Below are 18,929 nucleotides of genomic sequence, written 5' to 3' on the forward strand. Positions count from 1 at the left end.
ATTAGGCAAACAAGAGGATTTAAGAGAAAAAATTAAAGCCTTGAATATTCCTATTCTATGGATAGCTGGGGAAAAAGATACCAAATTTGTTAAGGTTGCTAATGAGATGCAAGAATTAAGTAAAAATATTGATCTAAAAATTATTAAGGATGCAGGTCATAGGGTTCCGTGGGAAAATTCAAATGATTTTAAAAAGGCATGTTTAGATTTTATTAGTAAAATCTAAACTTTTTTTGTATATTAAATATCTACTTTTGTATTATCTTATTCAACTCATATATAAACTCTATAATATGATATAATATATATGAAACGACAAGAATTGAAGGTATAGATATAAGAATTATTTTAATATTTGATGTTTTATTAGTTTGTAATTTACTAATTATTTGTACATCACCTTCTTCATCAGATTTTATATAAGTACCTATTTGATTGAACATTTTTGGTGGAAAATACATATAAGATATAATTATTTCTTGCTTTGGAGCTAAATTTTTTATTTTTATTGCTTTTCCTTCTCCATTAAGATTAATAACTTCATGTTCAATATTTGGGTAAATACTGTATGAAGGTAAAAATTGACTATGTCCTATAGTTATATTTTTTGTTTGAGAATTTCCAAAATTAGAAACAACAATTGCATGTGTGTTTATATATAAATCTATTTGATCAGGTATATGTCCTCCGTTTTTCGTAACTACATCACAAAAATCTTCTGGACTTAAAACTATAAGATTACTATTTTTTTCTAATATATCTGAAATTTTATCTTTTAATTTTATTTTATCAATAATATCTATTTCCTTATTTTCTCCTTTCATATGTTTGTATAAATTGAAATTTGTACGATCTAGATAATATTGCCCATTATTATAAACAGTCTTACTATTAATTTCATATATCGTTATATTTTCAATATTATTTACTTTTAAAGAATTAGATGAGGCATGAATATAGTACGCTAACAACTTTGATTTATCCCTAAATATCTTATTCAATATAAAGGCTATTATAGTTGTTACAATTGGAACTATTAGTTTCATGTTTTCCAAATTCATAAATATTCCTAATAATTTATGAATTATATCGGTTAGTATATCTTAACTATTAATATTATGTTTCAATCATTCATTTAAATCTAATTCAGCATGTCAAATATTGATTTTAATTAAGGATTATTAATTTTTTTTAGAGTTTTAATAAATTTTACTTGATAATTCTTATTCAATATTCTTTTAACTATCATTTATTACTTATAATATTACTAATCTCTTTTCTTGCTTCTAATCCAGCTCATTAGCCCGTTATCTTGCTTTAAAAGCCCTTGCATTTCTTTGGAAAATTTAAGTAACTCACCTTGAAGTTCTTTATTTTGTTTTCTTTCGTCTATAATCTCTTTTCTTGCGAGTTGTAAATCTGCTTCCAGACGTACAACCAAATCCCCAAGTCTGCGGTTGTCTGCTTTGGTTGCGGCTAATTCAATTTGCAATGAAACATTGCTAACAACCTGATTGTTACTTTGGTTGTTACTTTGATCGACTGATTCAACAACTTTAGACGCATAGTGTATTTGAAGTGTTGGAACATGGATGTGCATGACATTTTTAGCTCCCATAGGTTTAGCCTGCACTACCCCTCTTTTCACTAAACTCTCGATAGCTTGTCTTGTGCGCCCAAATGCCTTAGCTGCTTGTGTCAGCGTCTGCCACTCTTGGTTGTGATCTTGGTTGTTCATGATCTGCTCTCCTTTAGATTGCATCAAGTTGCAATCTAATCATTACAACTTAACAACCAAATCCACAGGATAAAATTTGCATCTATGAAGGAGATATTTCTTTGAGAGTAGATTTTTTAATTGGCGACAGTAGATTTTTCAATGAGGGCAAAGAATTTGCTATTTTTTTGTTTTGTATATTCTTTATTATTGTTTAAATGAATCCTGAGACCATGAAAAGAATCATCCCCATCCACAATATGGGTCAGTAATTTCTTTTGAAAGCCATTTTCACAATTAAAGCTATTAAACTTAATATCTAAAAGGACAGAATCAGTCGATATTCTAAAATCCTTTATAGTTCCATGAAGCTTACAATCAGAATTGACCTTATAAAGTTTATTAAATGAATTAAAGTACTCAATTTTTCCAGTCACATTTTTTCCAATACTATTGCTGAAATCATCTAAATTTTTTAGATCAATTCCTTCCTCTAATTTACCAGAAAATATTCCTGTTACAGTGTTCAAAGAGTCTGTATTATTTGGAAATAAATCCTCGCTTTTTGCAATTTCTTCTTTACTAAATCTGCTTTGAATTTCATTATGAACTACTTTAGAGGGCTGATGTGTATCACTGTTTTTTTCTGGTAAAGATGTACAAGAAACCATTCCAAACATGAATAAACTAGAAACTATTTTATAATTTTTACTTATCATTTAGACCTCAGTTTAAAAGGGTGAAAGATGTTGCTGTTTCTGACTCTATGAGAACTACTTAAGATTACAAAAAAAACATAATCGTCTTAATTAAATGTCAATAGATTTAAAATTTTATCCAGAGCAAAGAAACAAGAAAGAACTAAGGCAAGAAATAGTACGCATAACTATCCTTATGTGTACTTTTTTTGTTATTTTTTTTAGTTTATGTGTACTATCGTACGGGATGCTAACTTGGGGGGTAAAAGTACACATAATGTTCAAAAATAAATTACTAGCAAAAAATTTAAATGATTTTTTAGAGTGGCTGAAAAACAACGATCATTCACCTAATACAATTAAAAGCTACGAATTGGACTTAAACCAATTTGTAACATGGATTGAAAATATTATTCCTAAAGCGTGCATGGCCGATATTGGTACTTTAACTTTGCAACAGTATAGAAACCACCTTGAAAGACATGGGAACCAGAAAACAAATAAAGGGCTTTCCGCTTCAACCATAAATAGGATGATCCAAAGTCTCAGAAAGTTTTTAAACTGGGCTTACAAGAAAAATTTAATAGAGCGTGACCCATCTCAAGACCTTAAACTTAAAACTCTCCAAAAAAATTTTAGCCCCAAGGCATTAGATAAAGCAGAAATCCACAAAATGCTTACACTTGCGGGGAGAGGGAATTCTAGCCAAAGGAATTACGCTTTATTCCAATTACTGCTCCAAACAGGATTAAGAATAGGAGAAGTTGAGAATTTAAAGTTGGAAGATATTTATTTATATGATCGTTCTGGTGAAATTCGAGTAAAGGACGGAAAAGGCAGAAAGGAACGAGCTGTTCCCTTAAATTCTAGCGTTCGCAAAGCGTTAAAAGATTATTTACAAGAGAGAAAAAACAAAGCATGTGAAAAAAAATTAATTGAAAGCAATTATGTCTTTGTTAATTCTAAAGAAACTCCACTAAAAAAAAGGGCTTTACAAAAAATTATTTCACAAATTATGAAAAAAGCGGGAATTCCTGCTGCTTCCGCACATACTCTTAGACATACATTTGCAACCGCTCACTATAACGACCATAAAAAACTAGTTGAGCTTTCAAATTTGCTTGGCCATAGCAATCTAAACACGACAGCACGTTATACACAGGCTTCTAAAGAACAGCTTGCGGAACAACTTGAAAGCAGTTCACTCAATGAGTTTGGTGAATAATCCAAATGTTTTTACTCTATAAAAATTTTTAACTAAAGATTTTTGAAGATTACAAAAATTCGTATAAAGTCATTTAGTTAAATTTAAAATTGTCACTTTGCTTATTCTAATATCTTAAAAAGGAATTTATAACATGAATATAAAAGAAACTTTAATGGAAAAACTTATAACTAGAGAAAATGAAAGTAATGATCTGCAAAATAGAATTAATAATTTTAAAGATTACTACTTAGAATTAACAAGCAAAATAATAACATATTTAAATGAATTCAAAGCAAAAAATTTAGTTAAATATGAATTTAATACATATGATTCAGATATGCCTTTAAAAATACAATTTCAAGATTTAGTATTTAAAATGTCGCCATTTTATTCAGATAGAAATAATGATAACATGTACGTTATTTTCAAACTTGACACTATTGAAAATAATACAAATTATAAAACTAAACACATAATGGATCTTAATTTTTCAGATATTTATTTCTTCTATAACGAACAAAAAAAAGAATGGACAATTGAAAATAATGAAAAGATTACTAAGCTAGATTGCAATTCCTTTTTAGAGTTAATAAATTCATTTTTATGATTTATAGTAATAATATTTGACTAAATAATTATGAATAATACTATATAACCTAGCAATTTAAATTATCAAAAAAATAACAACCTCTCCCCCGCGAGAAACCAATTTAGTTACAATTAAGTATTAACTTACTTATATTATTATGTTTTTATAGTTTTTCGATTTCTTCACAAGGTAATTCAGTAGCTTGAGATATAAGCTCTAATGGCAATTTTTGTTCTTTTAATTTTCTAGCAATTTGTCTTTGTTTTGAATGAATTGCAGTATTAAAATCCAATTCATATTTTAACTTTGCTTCATATAAAGCCCTTGTTTCAGGATCTTGACTTACATATCTTAGTGTTTTCATGGCTTTACCTATAAAAGGATCCTGCATAGAGAGTTCCTCCATAATTTTTTCGGTAGGGGCTTTTAAAAATAAAAGCCATTTCTCTAACTTACTCATTTCATTATAACTTACTTTTTTAAGCTTTGGAAGCTCTAAAAAATGCACCTCAAAATCAGTTAAAAATCGTTCATTATCTTCTAAATTTGCCACACCATATATATTATGACAACGATCATTTTTAATAATATTAAAGTTGACAATATTAATACAAATTGATTTTTGTAATTTTAAATAGTCATCACCTTTTTCTATTTGTCCTTCAAAGAGCTTTGCCCAATAATATAAAGTTCTTTTATCAAATCCTTCTTCATCACGAATTTGTACTTCAATATTTACATGTGTTTCATCATCTAATATTGCATAAACATCTAATCTTGATTCTTTATCATACAAACTATTTTTTATTATTTCATTATTTTCAAAATGAATCTTTTTAACTTTTTTTTCATTCTTATCTTCAAAAATACTGTTAATAAAATCTATAAAAATTTGTTCGTCTTTCCCAAAGATGTTTTTAAAAACAAAGTCCCATTTAGGATCAAAAATTTTATTATTATCCACTATGACTCCTTTTAATTTCTTCAATTTTTAATCCAATCTCATTATTATCATAATCAAGTAGTAAAATATTTCTAGACTTATCAACAACTGACGGTTTTGACCATTTTCTTTTATATTTTCTCTGTACAAAACAAAAATAATAACCATCAATAAATTCAATGAAATATTTTTTATTTTCTCCGTTCGATTTTTGAATAAAAGCAGTGGTTCTAAATAAATCTAATTCAATTAATTTCCAAACCATTTTATAACCCTTTATTCTTAAATTTATTCTGAACTAAGTCCAGCTTTTAGGAATTTCTTTATCTATATTATTTTTTTCTAATTTAATTGTATTTATTTCATTTTGGATAACAGATTCTCTTTTTTTAGGAAATTCTTTTTTCAATGCTTCAAGTCCTGCTATCATTAACATTCTAGCTCTACTTGTCATTGCTCTTTCACCTCTTGGAAGATTAATAAACTTTGGTAAATCAAAGTCTCCTACTCCATCTTTTATAAAACTAATTAATTCTGTATCTTCCTCATCTTCTTTAAATTTTAAATGTATCATTATTTACAATCTCCTTTTAGATAACTATTTCCAACATCTAGAGCTAAGATTTTTGAACCCGCATTTTGAATAATACTTAATAGACCATTTACACATGTGAAACTTGGATCATCACATCTCAAATCCTTTACTGGTAATTCGTTTATTTTATAAAGTTTGTATATACCATCCGATTCAACTTCCTTTTTTAGAATTGAAACAAACATTTCATCTTTTGCGCCACCGCCAGACAACACAATATTTGTTGCTCTTTCTTTGTATTTCTCATTTTTATTTATTAACGATGCAAATACTTCATTATAGTATTGATTTATCGCCATAGTTTTATATTTAGTTGCATCTATACGAACACCATTCATCCCATTTTTTTCTGGAATTGTATTACTATGCCAAGCTTTTAAAGCTTCGCTTTCTGATAATTTAGTTAATGCAGCAAATTTATTTATTGCTCCAGCAATTCCCTCTGCCTGGGCTAATGTAGAAGTTTGTGGTTTTCCATCAATTATGACAACTTGTTGAAGATCTCCATGACCAAGTTGCCAGAGAACGTATGTTTTTAATTGTGGTGGAATTGCAGAAGCAACCGCTTGAATTTCAGAAAAAATAAACGCATTTTCTTCAATTTCTACCTGACATAGTTTTAAAGGAGATAAGTTAGAACCTGTTTTAAATTTTATTTCTGAAATTGCTTCTTTTAAAAGATTTTTATTAGATTCGCTCAAAAATGATTGCCCTACGCTTTCTCTGAACAAATCAATCCATTGAAGAGACGCTGATAGCGAGGCTGTTACTTTATGTTTTCCTTCACCTAGTATTGATGCAACTAAACCTTTTAATAGTCTCCTGTATTGAGGACGTTTTAAAGAACCGCCTACTTGCCTTTGCGATTTTAAAGATTCTTCTCCCGCAGCTTCGCCTATTAAATACTCGCATCCCTCGTCTTCAATGATAATTGAATTAGCATTAAATTTAAGCTCTTCTGTAGGAACTGGAGATATAAACGAAGGTATACTAATTGTCATATAACTACTCCTTAAGTTGAAATATAAAAGCATTTAAAAAGTCTTAAAACACATTTTTAAGACTTTTTAAATTTTAAGTCACTATAAAGTAAATTACAAGGTTACTTAAAGAAAATTTATAGACGATATATAGTCACTTTATTGTCTCTTAAATTATTACTATAGATGTGAGCATGAAAATCTTCAAAGTGCTAGCTTTTTCATTTGTACAGGCTTTTGAATTATTTGATTTACTTCAATATTTTTTTTTATATTTAAATTATATTCGGCTAAATCTTTACCTTTATCATTTGGGGCTTTCCAGAATTCCGCATTTTTTCCAGATATTTCATTAATCAAACTTTTTTGCTTCAGATGGGCTTTATTTGTGAACTCTTGAGTTTCTAAGCTTTTCTCATTTTCCAAAGATATTATTATTTTTTCTGAATTTTTAAGTATTTCATGGACAGTTGGGTTTTTAAATGATGAAAGAACGTTCGCACCTCCAGTAACTAAGACCATTGGGGGTTCTTTAGCCGCTCTTTTAGCAAGATCATGCAAAGCTAAGGCATCAACTCCTCCTTCAACAATCCAAACAGTTTTTTTATTTCCTTTTAAAATTTGTGGATAATATTTTTCAGACCCTTTGAAATCTCTTTTTTGTATTTGATCATCTTTATTTGTTGCACGTTTTGTTACATTTTTAATTTTTCCATGTTCATCATATCCAACAAAAAAAATTGAACCCTCAGCATATTTCAAAAAATTTTCTTTTTCAGCTTTTATTATTGTTTCTAAACTTATCCCTCTTTCAATTAAATATTTTCTACCACTATTTACAATATTATTATCAGATCTAGGAAGTTTTATTTCTGTTTTTTCTAATTTCACATTGTTAATTGAATTATTATTACTACTTAAAATATTCATATTTTTATTGAGTATAGAAATAGCTTCATTAAAATTACAGCCATCAATTTTTCTAACAAGAGAGATGTTATCGCCTATACCATTTGAAAATTTATCACATGTAACATATGTTCCATCATCTAGTCTTGTAGTTCTAAATACTTCCTCATCATTTATTCTAACTGAATAATGTCTACCTTCTTTTTTAACAGCATATCCTTTCGATATAAAATATGACTCTGGATCGATAGATTTAGCTTTTTTCAGTTCATTTTTTATAAGTTCAAACCTATCCATATCAAACCTCATTTACATTCTTAACTTTCTTTTAATCTTATTCTTTTCCACATTAATAATATCATTTTTAATTTTATTATCAATATTATTGTTCAATTGATGATAAATATTTTTTTGCATTTCTTTTGATATTTCTGCAACCTTTAAAGAATAAGTTTCTTTTAAAGTATCCAAATTCAAATTCATACGTTGATAATTATTTTTTATGTTTAATAATGAATTTACTTTACTGTCTAGTTCTTTTTTGATAATATCAAAATTGTTTCTATCTTCATTTTTCAATTTTGAAATAGTATTTCCATTTGGCTCTAAATTTAATTTATACAAAATTTCAAAAGATTTTTCCTTAATCTTTCTCATAATTTTAATAGATTCTACTTGTTTTTCATTGTATTCCTTAAGCTGGATCTTATTTTTATTTTTTAAAACTTCTTTCTCCTCATCAAGATTACTATTTTTTAAAGCACCTATTTTTTCATGTGCTGTTTCATTTACACCAGACACATTTACTTTTTTATATAGATTATCTTTATCATGTGTATATAGTTTACAATCATATTCAGCACGTGAAACGGCAACATAAAAATTTTCAGAATCAACATTTGTTAACGAAGCATAAACTTTTTCACATGTCCTACCTTGGCTTGAAAATACTGTTGTTACATAACTATAATCAATATAATGTTTTTCATTCAAATTTATTTTTTCAAATTTCCCACTTTCATACTCAACAATAGCTGTCATATTTTCTTTATCTATTTGTTTAACATTTAGATATTGTCCATTTAATCTTTTTTCTTTATTTTCTGAATTGCTTACATGGTTTTTAGTCCATTTTATTCTATCTCCTTCGCATATTTCCATACTTTTTTCTTGAAATAAATTGCATTTTAACGAACCTAATTTTAATTCTTTTAGTTTATTATCACAAGAAACAGTAATGGTATTTTTTATGTTATTAATATTCTCGATTTTATATGCTGTATTTGCTTTCAATCCTTGGCCTGCTTTGTTGAGTATCAAAATGTCCCCGATTTCATATGAGTTTGAATATCTTAATGAAAATTCATTTAAATCCCTACTTGAATAAGTTTTAATTTCTACTGTATTTTTTAGTTCATTTTTTGTTTTTAATTCAGATCTAATTAAATTAGTAATCTCTTGTTTTTCATAATTAGTTGAAGATATAAAAAGTGATTTTTTAATTTGTTCTTTACTTAGTGACAAGTAATCAATCGCCATTGATGCAATAATTTCTTCTTTATTTTTTTCATATATTTTACCAGTTTTTTCTAGTATATCTAAACCATCAGTAAATTTTTTATCTGCAATTAAATCAACTGATTTTTTCATGTTTTTGTCTCTTTGTCTCATTCCCTGCGTTAAGTGGGCTGTTTCCATTCCGCTAGACTGCAATTGTTTAAAAGGGTTTCCTGCGCCAACAGATGATAATTGCTTAACATCTCCTACTAATAATATTCTGGCATTTTCAATTTCAGCTTTTTTTAATAATTCCTCAGCGTCTTTTGCGCTTAACATTCCCGCTTCATCTACAACCCAAAGTTCTTTTCCTTCAGCTCTATTAATTTTGCTTTCTTTAACAAGTAATGATGCAACAGTTGCTGACTCACTTAGTTTTGCTTCTGCTGCAAGGTTTTTTGCAGCGTCTGAACCAGGAGCTAACGCTTTTATTTTATATCCTTTTTCCATTGCAACTCTAGTTGCTGAATATAATGAAAATGTTTTTCCTGCGCCCGCAACCCCTTGCCATGCTAAAATGCGATCATTTGATGTTAATAATGTATTTATAGCTTCTTGCTGGCCTTTATTTAAACCTCCTTTTTTATCCGATAAAGATTTATTGTGTATTTTTTCAATAATATTTGCAGACTCTTCTTTAGTACAAATTGATTCAAAAGAGTGATGGCCTCTTTTAAGAATTTCGATTGTTTTATTTTCTAAGGCTAACGAGTCTTTAGTAATAAACTCTTTTTTAGAAAGTTCACCTACTTGTACAGCATTATTTTTTAAATAATCATTTATATAAATTTTAATTTTTTCGTATGTATATGAATCTAAGGATTTTGATATTACAACGGCTTCCAAATTATCACGTTTAAAACTGATTTCGTTTTCAGTTAATTCTTTTACTGTATCTTGGATAATTTTTTCTATATGTACATTACTATGAACATTAATTCCTATTCTATTTTTTCTTTTTGGATGTAATATAAATTGACTATTGCATTCATCACGCCATTTTGACTTTAATTCTTTTTTAGAAATAAATTCATCACTTTTTTTTTATCTCTATTTATTTTAACTAGTTTTGTCGCTTCTTTTTGATTTGTTGCGCCAAGCTCTTTTATTTGTTCAGAGCGTTTAGAAAAATATTTTAATTGTTCCTCTGTATAACCATTAATATCAAAAGTTCCATTGCTATTTAACTTTATATCATAGCCAAGTTCTTTTACTAAAAGAGCAAGTTTATTCTGGTATATTGCACCAATTTTTTTAGAATTGTAAAAAAATCCATCTGAATTAATTGCACGCCATTCTTCATTATGCTTTGTCATATTCATAATAACGCAATGCGTATGTAATTGTGGATCAAGTTTTCTACTGGTATCATGCTCAAAAAGTGCTGCTGAAATTTTACCAGAATTTTCATTAATTCGTTTATTCAAATTCTTGTCTATGCTTGTAACCCTTGAATATTCACTTTCTACAATTGATAGAGCATACTTCACCGCTTCCCTGTGTGCTTTAATTAGTTCGCTATCTTCATTTACAAGAGCTGCAATTGAAACACTTTTGGGAGCGGAAAAAGTGAGATCAAACGCTGGCCTTCTTGATACACTTTTCTTATAAATTGAAATGGATTTTTTTATTTTACTTTTTAATTCCATTTTATTTTCAATGTCTAAATTACTATCACTATTTACTATTGAATTGATCTTTTTTTCATATTTTGAAAAAACTTCTGTTGAAATTTTATCTCTACTTGAAGCAAATTCATTAATGATTTCTTTGATACTTTCTTTATTTTTTTCCTCAACTAAACATTCATTAATTGTTTCAGCAATGTCTTTTTGAAACTTAAAAAACATTTCAAACGATATTTTTTGCTCTTTTTCTTTGCCCTTTAATAATTTTTCACCATTTAAAGAATGACCGTTTAATATTTTATTAAAATCATGATGTCTAACATTTCCTTTTAAACCTAATTCTTCTGATGCTTGGCCATACCATTCGGTAAATTCTCTACCTTCCTCTTTTTCCTTAGAATAGTAATTATCATGTTCATAGTAATTCATAGCATGATTGACGCTGTTAATTCTTGAAACTGATAACATTTCTCACCTCCTAAATAAAATTATTTAAAAATTTAATGCGTCGTAATTTATATTTTCTTCAATCTTCTTATTTGTATTTGAATTATCTTTATTTTCTACCTCTTCTTTAATTTCTTTTACTTCTTTAATTTCTTTTACTTCTTCAATTTTTATTTCTTCAATTTTTATTTCTTCAATTTCTTCTTTTTGTTTAGTTTCAAGTTCGCTTATATCTTCTAATACTAAGTCATCAATATTTAATATATTATTATTTAAGTCTTTATTATTTCCTACTGGATCATTTACTTGGATATTTATATTTTGATTTTCCAAACTCTCAATATTTGTATTTTTAATCCAGTCTGCTTCAACTGAAGCTGGATATGGCCTTGGAAAAGGTATAACAGGAAACCTAAGTTTAAATATCACTGGAATCTCTGAAGTTTTTACATAAAATATTGCTCCTTCTTCTAATGATGCGGGAGGTATTGAAGTAAATTCCCCAGTAGCAATTGCGTCTTCAATTACCTCTTCTTCTGAAGTTGAAATTGAACTTCTGCCCTTTGAGTCTATAGATTTATTTCTTGTCACTTTTTTATAACGATTTTTTGTAAATAAACGCTGAAAATATTCTGCATATTCCGCTGTTTCTGCCCTTCCAATTAGTTTTAGTGAAAAACCGTTGAGAAGTACTTCTGTTCCCCCGTCTACTTCATACTTTTTGCGTATGACACCAACTTCTTGAACTCCTGCAAACGTACAAACTCCCATACCTCTGAGCAATTTAAGGCCATCAGCAAGTAAATTAATTCTAGGAATAGCTCCAATTTCGTCTAAAAATAAGCCTATTCGTCTTTCTCTTGATTCAACTAAATTTAAACATTCTTTTATAAAAGAATTGACTATCATTGAACAAAAGAATCCTGATATTTCTTTATAAAGTTGTTTAAAAGAAAGAATTACAAATAAAACATCTTTTCTTTCACCTCTTAACCATTTTTTTACTGAGAATCCACCTTCGGATATTGGCCATGCTTTAGATAAAAGATCAAAATTTTGAAGATAAGCTCTTACATTTTGGAAGAAACCTGCGCTTGTCTCTCCAATTATTAATTTTCCAGTTTCAGGATCATAACTACAGTCTTTTAATGTTTGAACTGCTCCTGGATGATATTGTTCTAGTATTCGTAAAAACTCTTCACTTGATATTGTTGCAAGCACTTCACCTATTGCCCATTTTTTAGGTTTTGTTTTTTGTAAATATTTAATTGCTCCTAAAGTTAAATCCCTAGCAGCTAATGCAAAAACATCGTTTGAACCGCCATGAACTGGTATTAGTTGCGCAACAAATTCGATTGCTTCTAGCTCTGTTTCTACATCTTCAGCAATAGCCCAAAAAGGCGACCTAGCATCAAATGGAGAAAAAACAATAACTCCTTCTTTTCCTGACAAAAGTTGAGAAAAGTCACCTTTATTATCTACTATTAACGATGGGTATTTAGATTCATAAAACTGCAACGTTATGGGAGCAATAAAAACTGTTTTTCCAGCTCCCATTCCGCCAACAATGAGAATATTTAAAACTTCAATTTTTTTTGGAACTCTCAATTCTTTATAAAATTTAAAACCAGTAGATTTTCTTGCAATAAGTTCAATCCTTAATCTCTTTTCAGATTTTTTCATGTCACGTATTACTTCATTTCCATCAATCAAAAAACGAAAAGTTCCTATTTTATTTTGACTTACAAGAAAATCAATTGCTTTTAATATTGGATAACAAGAAAATGATAAAACTGAAAATGATACATGTGTAAGAGTATCATATATTTCTAATTTTTTATCAATTTTTTTTGCATATTTAAAGAACATATTTGATTCAGTAAAATAGTATAAAGCAATGAAAATAAATGCTATTAAAGAAACAATTTTAACAACTGAAAAGTAATGATCATTCAAATATAAATAAACTGCTTTATGATAATTTTGGAAATAGTTTGCACCACTACTAAATCCTGGAAAATTATAGTCTTTTACAAAAAATGATATCAAATCAAAAATTAGAAATGATGCTATAATTGCAGGATAAAATGATACAATCATTTTCACTAATGACTTTTTTTTAGCATTACTTTCTATAGTGTCATATGCTAAAACCTTCCAGTAAGTGAAAACTAATATTGCAAAAAATATTATATAAAAACTTGCAAAAATTTTAAATATAATCATATTTTCCTCACATATTTCCTAAGATTTTATCAAAGCTGTTTCTTGAATCTTTCATCGCTTCACTTATGATTTCATTCATTACTTTAGATGATTCTTCTTCTGATAGTTTACTCATTAAATTTGCAAATAATTTTCCTATTGAAGTCTTGATATATGCTAAGTATTCAGAATTTTGTCGGACTGATTCAATGCTTATTTTTTGTAGTTGAATGACTTCTTTTTTCAAACCTTCAATTTCTCTTTCTCTTTGAATTTTATCTTGTTCCATTTTCTTTATAAGCATTTCAATAGTTGCATTCATACTTTGTATATTTACCGATTCTTTGACCGCTCGATTAATAATATCAATTGGCTTTTGTCCTAGTTTTTTTGCTTCGTTTTCAATTAGTTCAAACTCAGAATCCTTTAATGATACACAAAATCTTTTAGACATATCAAACCTCATTTTTAAGTAAAATTCTAGTACATACATTAGTATATATTTAAACTATAATTATTAAAACATAGTATATACTTAATAAACTATAATATCCTTTTAAATATGTTTATCTATTTTTAATGTATATACATTAATACTTTTAAAATTAAACTTTAACATACCTATGTATATACATTTTTAAAAGTTTTCCTTCTTTTACAATGACTTTAAAAAAAAAAGCCGTCGGCATGACGGAGTGTGTGGAAACAAGTAAGGGCTGCTGCATGGCAAAAAATTTGGCTGACAATGGCGCAGCCTTGTCGCCAAATTTTGCCAATGCTGCGCACCTTACGCTGGATCTGCAAAGCCACAGGCTGCGCAGCGAGTAAAGCGAGCGTAGTGTATTTGTTTTTCTCTTTATCTCTTTCACTCCAATTTGTGATTAATTTTTGATATAGACTGAGTTTACAGATTCAACTATTTAGCTTATTATTTAGAAGTTTTTATCAATCAACACTGGAGATATTTTATGACAAAACTAAAAATTGATTTACCCCAAAAAAGTAACAAAATTTCAGTACACTTAAAACAAAGTACAATTAATGTTTTAGACGAATACAAAAATTATCTTTCTAATATTCATGACGCTGATATAACCTATGAAATTATTTTTGAAGCTCTTATTAAAAATGTTGAAAAAGATAGAGATTTTAAAAAATTTAAAATTGCCTCACAAAAAAAGCAAAATATCGTAGGTGCAACCACAAATCATAAAGAAGATTTTAAAGAAACTGAGACTGAAAAAAATCATAATATTTAAACAATAATTTAAGGAAATAATTTCATGAGTCGAACTCTTATAATTGCTGAAAAACCAAATGCAGGTCGTGAAATTGCTGAAGCTCTAGGTGCACACAAAAAAATTGATGGTGGTTTAGAATCTGATAGTTATGTAGTCTCGTGGGCTGCTGGGCATTTAGTAACCTTGAAAGAACCCCATGAATATAAAGAAGAGTGGAAGGAATGGAGCTTTGAAACATTGCCAATTTTACCTGAAAGATATGAGTTAAAAATATCCTCAAAAGAAACTCAAAAACAATTTAATGTATTGAAAAAATTTTTAAATGCTAAAGATATAAATCGTGTAGTCAACGCATGCGATGCGGGGCGAGAAGGTGAACTAATCTTTGATTACATTTATAGATTATCAGGCTCAAAAATTCCAGCTTTTAGGCTCTGGACATCGGCAGCTTTAACAGCAGATGCTATTAAAAGGGAGTTTCAAAAACTTAAACCAATCGAAGATTTTAATGGGTTACGGTTAGCAGCAAGGGCAAGGTCTACCGCTGACTGGACAATAGGATTAAACTCAACAAGAGCCATAACTTTAGCTGCTCAAAAAAATGGAAGTAAAGGGGTATTTTCAGTTGGTCGTGTACAAACTCCAACTCTCTATTTCATACTGGCAAGAGAATTAGAAATTAAAGGTTTTAAACCACAAACTTTTTTTACAATTAAAGCTAATTTTCAGACTGAAAAAAATGAAGGGTTTATTGCAAATTATGAGTTTCAAAATGAAGGCAAAATGTCTTCTCAAATTTTTTCAAGTGTTGATGCCAAAAGCATCATGACTTCATGCGAAAATAAAGAGGCAATAATCAAAAAAGTAGACTCAAAAGAAGGCTCAAGCGTTCCACCATTTCTATTTGATTTGACTGATCTACAAAAAGAATGCAATAAACGGTTTTCTTTGAGTGCTGAACAAACTTTAGAAGTAGCTCAAAGCCTGTATGAAAAACATAAATGTTTAAGCTATCCAAGGACAGAGTTTAAACACCTAACTGATGATAATAGGCAAATGATTTCAGGAATTTTAGAAGCATTAAAAGGTTCATACGATCAAAAATTTTTAGACCAAGTTGAACAAACTTATAAAAATGAAAATAAAAGAATATTTGATAGTTCAAAAGTTGGTGATCACCATGCCTTGCTTCCTACATCAGCAACACCCAAAAACCTTTCTGATATTGAACAAAAAGTTTATGATTTAGTAGTAAAAAGATTTCTTGCCGCATTTGCCCCCAATCATGAATTTACTTCTTCAATAATTGCAGCCTTATGTGAAGATAAATATTTATTTATCACACGTGGGAAAATGACCAAAAAATTAGGCTGGAAACAAATACAAAATGAAGTTGATGAAGATGAAAAAGACGATAAAAAAGAAGAAGAACAGAAGCTTCCTTCATTAAGCGTTGGTGATAAAGTTAAAATTACAAAACTGAACTTAAAAGAGGATAAAACCAAAGCTCCACCACGCTATAATGATGCTTCTCTTTTATCAGCTATGCAAAATCCTGCTTCAAAAACCAATGATAAAGAAGAAAAAGAACAACTCAAAATTTGTGGTCTAGGAACTCCTGCTACACGAGCCGCTATTATAAAAAATTTAGAAACAAAAGAATATATAAAACGTGAAAAAAAGAATCTAATTCCTACAGAAAAGGCATTTGAACTATTTAAAATGCTTCAAAAATATAAACAAAATTTCCTTTACAATCCGATATTAACCGCTGACTGGGAAAAAAACCTTCAGGAAATAGAAAAAGAACCTAAAAAATCGCTTCAATTTCTTGAGAATTTAAATAAATTAACAAAAGACATAGTTACTAATGTAAAAAAAAATATTAACTAGAAAGGGTATATTATGAATATTATAGACGGTAAAATTGAAATAGTAACAAAAATATCTAAGATTCCAGAGCCTTTTAATGAAAGTAACAATGAAAAATCATTTTTAATTAATAATAATAATTATTCAATTAAAGTAAGTTTTCCTAATAAAACATTTACTAGAATGCAAGAAAATGCGTCAAAATTTGAAAGTTGGATTTGTGCTATTAATGGAAAAATTAAGAATATTGAAGAAAATATTATAGAACTTAGTGAGCCAACTTTTCAAGTATTTGAAAATAAAAAGAAAAAATAATCACATACTTCTACTTATTTCAATAATCTTTCTGTACCCAAAAATCCTATTTTCTAAGCAATAAGCAAACAATTGCTCAATTTTTCTTGAAGAAAAATCGTATTTTTTCTTAATTGAAAGCATAGCACAAATAAATTTATTATCCGAAAAACCCTTCATATTACATAATATTGATTGAATAAAAAGTGACAAACTTCCAGATATAGACTTAGCCTTTAAAATATAATTTTGATTAAAAAGAAATATTTCTTCAACATCTAATTCATGTTCTTCTAATACTGAAAACTTTTTGTATTTTTCAGTATTAATCTTATGAACAGCTATTTTTAAATTATCTTCAAATCCATATACATGAATCATGTTATCCAAAATTAATAATTTAACTTTCTTTTTTGAGTGTTTTAACCCACATGAATAATACTTCCCGTGGAAATACAAAAAGCCGTCAGATCTCAAAATATAAAATTTCTTAATATGTAAGAGATCGGTAGAAAGACGGCATGCTTGGATATTCCTACTAAGACTTATTGTATAACCCCCCTCTGCCGCCGGGGTGGCGGCTTTTTTAGCTAAATTACATGGCAAATACTCGCTAATCCATTCTGGCAACTCTTCTCTTATCCATCCCTCCAATTCCCTTCTATTTCTATAAATAGAATTTATTGTGGCTTTAAGTTGGGATTTTTTGCACGATTTTTTAGCATTTTCACAATCTGGAATAATCTTCACCATTTCAGTTAAACATTTTAAAGCATTTTCTGAGTCGATTCCTGACCATTTCATAGCTAAAGCCCATGAGACAATTGCACTATTCCTAGAGCCGTCCAATACGTTTTCTGGGCGTATTAAATTCAATTTTAATTCACTTGGTTGATAATTCCATATAGATAAAGCCCTTTGTATCATTTTATGCAAATTTCTAGTTTCTTTAACTGATATTCTGATTGTATTATCTATAGTTTTATCTATGTTAAATAATTCTTTTATCTCTTTTTTATCCCAAAATTTACCATATATATTTCTTTTTTCTGTCGCCATTATTTCTGCTATTTGTTCATAGTTTAACTCAACAGTGTTAATTTTTGCATAGCTAATATTATTTAAATAATCCTGATCTGTTGTTACTTTATTTTCAAATAGTGTTGAATTTATTTCAATAGGTTGATACATACCAAGTACAAATAAGAACAACCGAGCTATTTTTACTTCAAGCCTTAAGTCAGGATAGAGTCTATTTCCCCTCTTTATTCCTAATTTTTCAAGCATTTCTTCGCAAGCATTGTTCAAATTATTTAAATAATTTACTCTTACAGCTCCCAATTTTTTTGCTGATTTCTCAATGTTTTTAGTTAGTATTTGGTTAGAATGAACTAAATTTTCATGATTTCTATATGTAGAGAAAAGCAATTTTAACCCTCTCCCCGCTGGATCTGCTCCTATTCCCAATTCATTGAAACAGGTAATTAAATTTGATTGGATTTTGCGGGCAAGCAATTGAGCTTGAATTGATTCTGAAATTAAAGGGAGGGGTGCTAAGCCTATTAATATGTGAATACCTCGCTTAGAACGGCTTAAAATAACTTTTTCGATTTGCCTTTTAATACCAGGATATTTTTCAAGTTCTCTTGAAATCAAAGTCCATGATACAACCCCGTTTTCATCTTTCCAGGAATCAATTGTTTTTTCAGCATCGATATCTAAACGTATGTATCTAAGAACTTCTGAGCCGTCTTGGTTATAAAGATATGTTGATTGTAGCTCTGGATTATCTGTTCTGTTACATCTTTGTGGGACTAGCTCACCATTTAAATCTGGAACCAAACGATAATATATGAATCTACCACCTACATAGCCTGTATATTTTGGTTTATACTTTTGTTTTAACTGAGCGGGGGAAGAGGTCATTCTATATCCCCCCGCTTATTTCACTCCATTGTTTAATAGGTATAGGTGGGGGGATTTTATTTAAACCATATCCGAAAGATTTTGCAGTGCTAATTTGTATATCGATAATGATAAAGAGTGA

Annotated in this window: 19 protein-coding genes and 1 pseudogene; 6 read left to right on the forward strand and 14 right to left on the reverse strand. The window is 28.6% G+C overall.

Annotation, left to right across the window (positions count from 1 at the left end):
- Window positions 1-226, forward strand: a pseudogene (locus AXG55_RS14920) (2-succinyl-6-hydroxy-2,4-cyclohexadiene-1-carboxylate synthase); the annotation flags it as partial.
- A 22-nt stretch (window positions 227-248) separates the two neighbouring features.
- Here the strand turns inward: AXG55_RS14920 and AXG55_RS14555 are convergent.
- From AXG55_RS14555 to AXG55_RS14565, 3 genes are all read right to left on the reverse strand, one after another.
- Window positions 249-1,061: a hypothetical protein gene (locus tag AXG55_RS14555; protein ID WP_148698921.1), complete on the reverse strand. Its 813-nt coding sequence runs from the start codon at window positions 1,059-1,061 to the stop codon at window positions 249-251.
- Window positions 1,062-1,267: 206 nt separating this feature from the next.
- The gene (locus tag AXG55_RS14560) at window positions 1,268-1,738 is read right to left on the reverse strand and encodes a hypothetical protein (protein WP_148698922.1); all 471 of its coding nucleotides are present in this window, start codon (window positions 1,736-1,738) and stop codon (window positions 1,268-1,270) included.
- A 116-nt stretch (window positions 1,739-1,854) separates the two neighbouring features.
- Window positions 1,855-2,436, reverse strand: a complete 582-nt coding sequence (locus tag AXG55_RS14565) for a hypothetical protein (protein ID WP_148698923.1) — start codon at window positions 2,434-2,436, stop codon at window positions 1,855-1,857.
- Window positions 2,437-2,692: 256 nt separating this feature from the next.
- On the opposite strand from AXG55_RS14565, the gene AXG55_RS14570 reads away from it, so the two are divergent.
- Window positions 2,693-3,640 carry a tyrosine-type recombinase/integrase gene (locus AXG55_RS14570; protein ID WP_233231453.1) on the forward strand — a complete coding sequence of 316 codons (948 nt, stop codon included), beginning with the start codon at window positions 2,693-2,695 and terminating at the stop codon, window positions 3,638-3,640.
- A gap of 133 nt (window positions 3,641-3,773) precedes the next feature.
- A complete protein-coding gene (locus tag AXG55_RS14575) occupies window positions 3,774-4,229 on the forward strand; it encodes a hypothetical protein (protein ID WP_148698925.1) in 456 nt (151 codons plus the stop codon).
- Window positions 4,230-4,374: 145 nt separating this feature from the next.
- Here the strand turns inward: AXG55_RS14575 and AXG55_RS14580 are convergent, their stop codons facing one another.
- From AXG55_RS14580 to AXG55_RS14925, 10 genes are all read right to left on the reverse strand, one after another.
- Complete coding sequence (locus tag AXG55_RS14580; RefSeq protein WP_233231454.1) at window positions 4,375-5,175, reverse strand: Rpn family recombination-promoting nuclease/putative transposase; 801 nt, start codon at window positions 5,173-5,175, stop codon at window positions 4,375-4,377.
- A complete protein-coding gene (locus AXG55_RS14585) occupies window positions 5,168-5,419 on the reverse strand; it encodes a hypothetical protein (protein WP_148698927.1) in 252 nt (83 codons plus the stop codon). The genes AXG55_RS14580 and AXG55_RS14585 overlap by 8 nt, the downstream gene beginning before the upstream one ends.
- Before the next feature lie 33 nt (window positions 5,420-5,452).
- Window positions 5,453-5,728: a hypothetical protein gene (locus tag AXG55_RS14590; RefSeq protein ID WP_148698928.1), complete on the reverse strand. Its 276-nt coding sequence runs from the start codon at window positions 5,726-5,728 to the stop codon at window positions 5,453-5,455.
- Window positions 5,728-6,750, reverse strand: coding sequence for a hypothetical protein (locus AXG55_RS14595; protein ID WP_148698929.1), 1,023 nt, complete (start codon window positions 6,748-6,750; stop codon window positions 5,728-5,730). Before AXG55_RS14595 ends, AXG55_RS14590 begins: the two co-directional genes overlap by 1 nt.
- 183 nt (window positions 6,751-6,933) lie before the next feature.
- Window positions 6,934-7,935, reverse strand: a complete 1,002-nt coding sequence (locus AXG55_RS14600; protein WP_233231455.1) for a DUF3991 domain-containing protein — start codon at window positions 7,933-7,935, stop codon at window positions 6,934-6,936.
- A 12-nt stretch (window positions 7,936-7,947) separates the two neighbouring features.
- Window positions 7,948-10,041: an AAA family ATPase gene (locus AXG55_RS14605; RefSeq protein ID WP_233231456.1), complete on the reverse strand. Its 2,094-nt coding sequence runs from the start codon at window positions 10,039-10,041 to the stop codon at window positions 7,948-7,950.
- A 161-nt stretch (window positions 10,042-10,202) separates the two neighbouring features.
- On the reverse strand, window positions 10,203-11,291 hold the full coding sequence (gene mobF, locus AXG55_RS14610) for a MobF family relaxase (RefSeq protein WP_148698932.1): 1,089 nt from the start codon (window positions 11,289-11,291) through the stop codon (window positions 10,203-10,205).
- A 24-nt stretch (window positions 11,292-11,315) separates the two neighbouring features.
- Window positions 11,316-13,496, reverse strand: coding sequence for a type IV secretory system conjugative DNA transfer family protein (locus tag AXG55_RS14615; RefSeq protein ID WP_148698933.1), 2,181 nt, complete (start codon window positions 13,494-13,496; stop codon window positions 11,316-11,318).
- A 7-nt stretch (window positions 13,497-13,503) separates the two neighbouring features.
- Window positions 13,504-13,929: a hypothetical protein gene (locus AXG55_RS14620; protein ID WP_148698934.1), complete on the reverse strand. Its 426-nt coding sequence runs from the start codon at window positions 13,927-13,929 to the stop codon at window positions 13,504-13,506.
- A 151-nt stretch (window positions 13,930-14,080) separates the two neighbouring features.
- The gene (locus AXG55_RS14925) at window positions 14,081-14,221 is read right to left on the reverse strand and encodes a hypothetical protein (protein ID WP_233231457.1); all 141 of its coding nucleotides are present in this window, start codon (window positions 14,219-14,221) and stop codon (window positions 14,081-14,083) included.
- A gap of 222 nt (window positions 14,222-14,443) precedes the next feature.
- Here AXG55_RS14925 and AXG55_RS14625 point away from each other — a divergent pair, with 222 nt between their 5' ends.
- From AXG55_RS14625 to AXG55_RS14635, 3 genes are read left to right on the forward strand one after another with little or no spacing between them, the layout of a single operon-like run.
- On the forward strand, window positions 14,444-14,734 hold the full coding sequence (locus AXG55_RS14625) for a hypothetical protein (protein WP_148698935.1): 291 nt from the start codon (window positions 14,444-14,446) through the stop codon (window positions 14,732-14,734).
- A 24-nt stretch (window positions 14,735-14,758) separates the two neighbouring features.
- A complete protein-coding gene (locus tag AXG55_RS14630) occupies window positions 14,759-16,609 on the forward strand; it encodes a DNA topoisomerase 3 (protein WP_148698936.1) in 1,851 nt (616 codons plus the stop codon).
- A gap of 12 nt (window positions 16,610-16,621) precedes the next feature.
- Window positions 16,622-16,903: a hypothetical protein gene (locus AXG55_RS14635; RefSeq protein ID WP_148698937.1), complete on the forward strand. Its 282-nt coding sequence runs from the start codon at window positions 16,622-16,624 to the stop codon at window positions 16,901-16,903.
- Here AXG55_RS14635 and AXG55_RS14640 read toward each other — a convergent pair whose 3' ends face one another.
- The gene (locus AXG55_RS14640; RefSeq protein ID WP_148698938.1) at window positions 16,904-18,808 is read right to left on the reverse strand and encodes a hypothetical protein; all 1,905 of its coding nucleotides are present in this window, start codon (window positions 18,806-18,808) and stop codon (window positions 16,904-16,906) included.
- Window positions 18,809-18,929: the final 121 nt, after the last annotated feature.

This window comes from Silvanigrella aquatica (assembly GCF_001907975.1).
Taxonomy (GTDB): domain Bacteria; phylum Bdellovibrionota_B; class Oligoflexia; order Silvanigrellales; family Silvanigrellaceae; genus Silvanigrella; species Silvanigrella aquatica.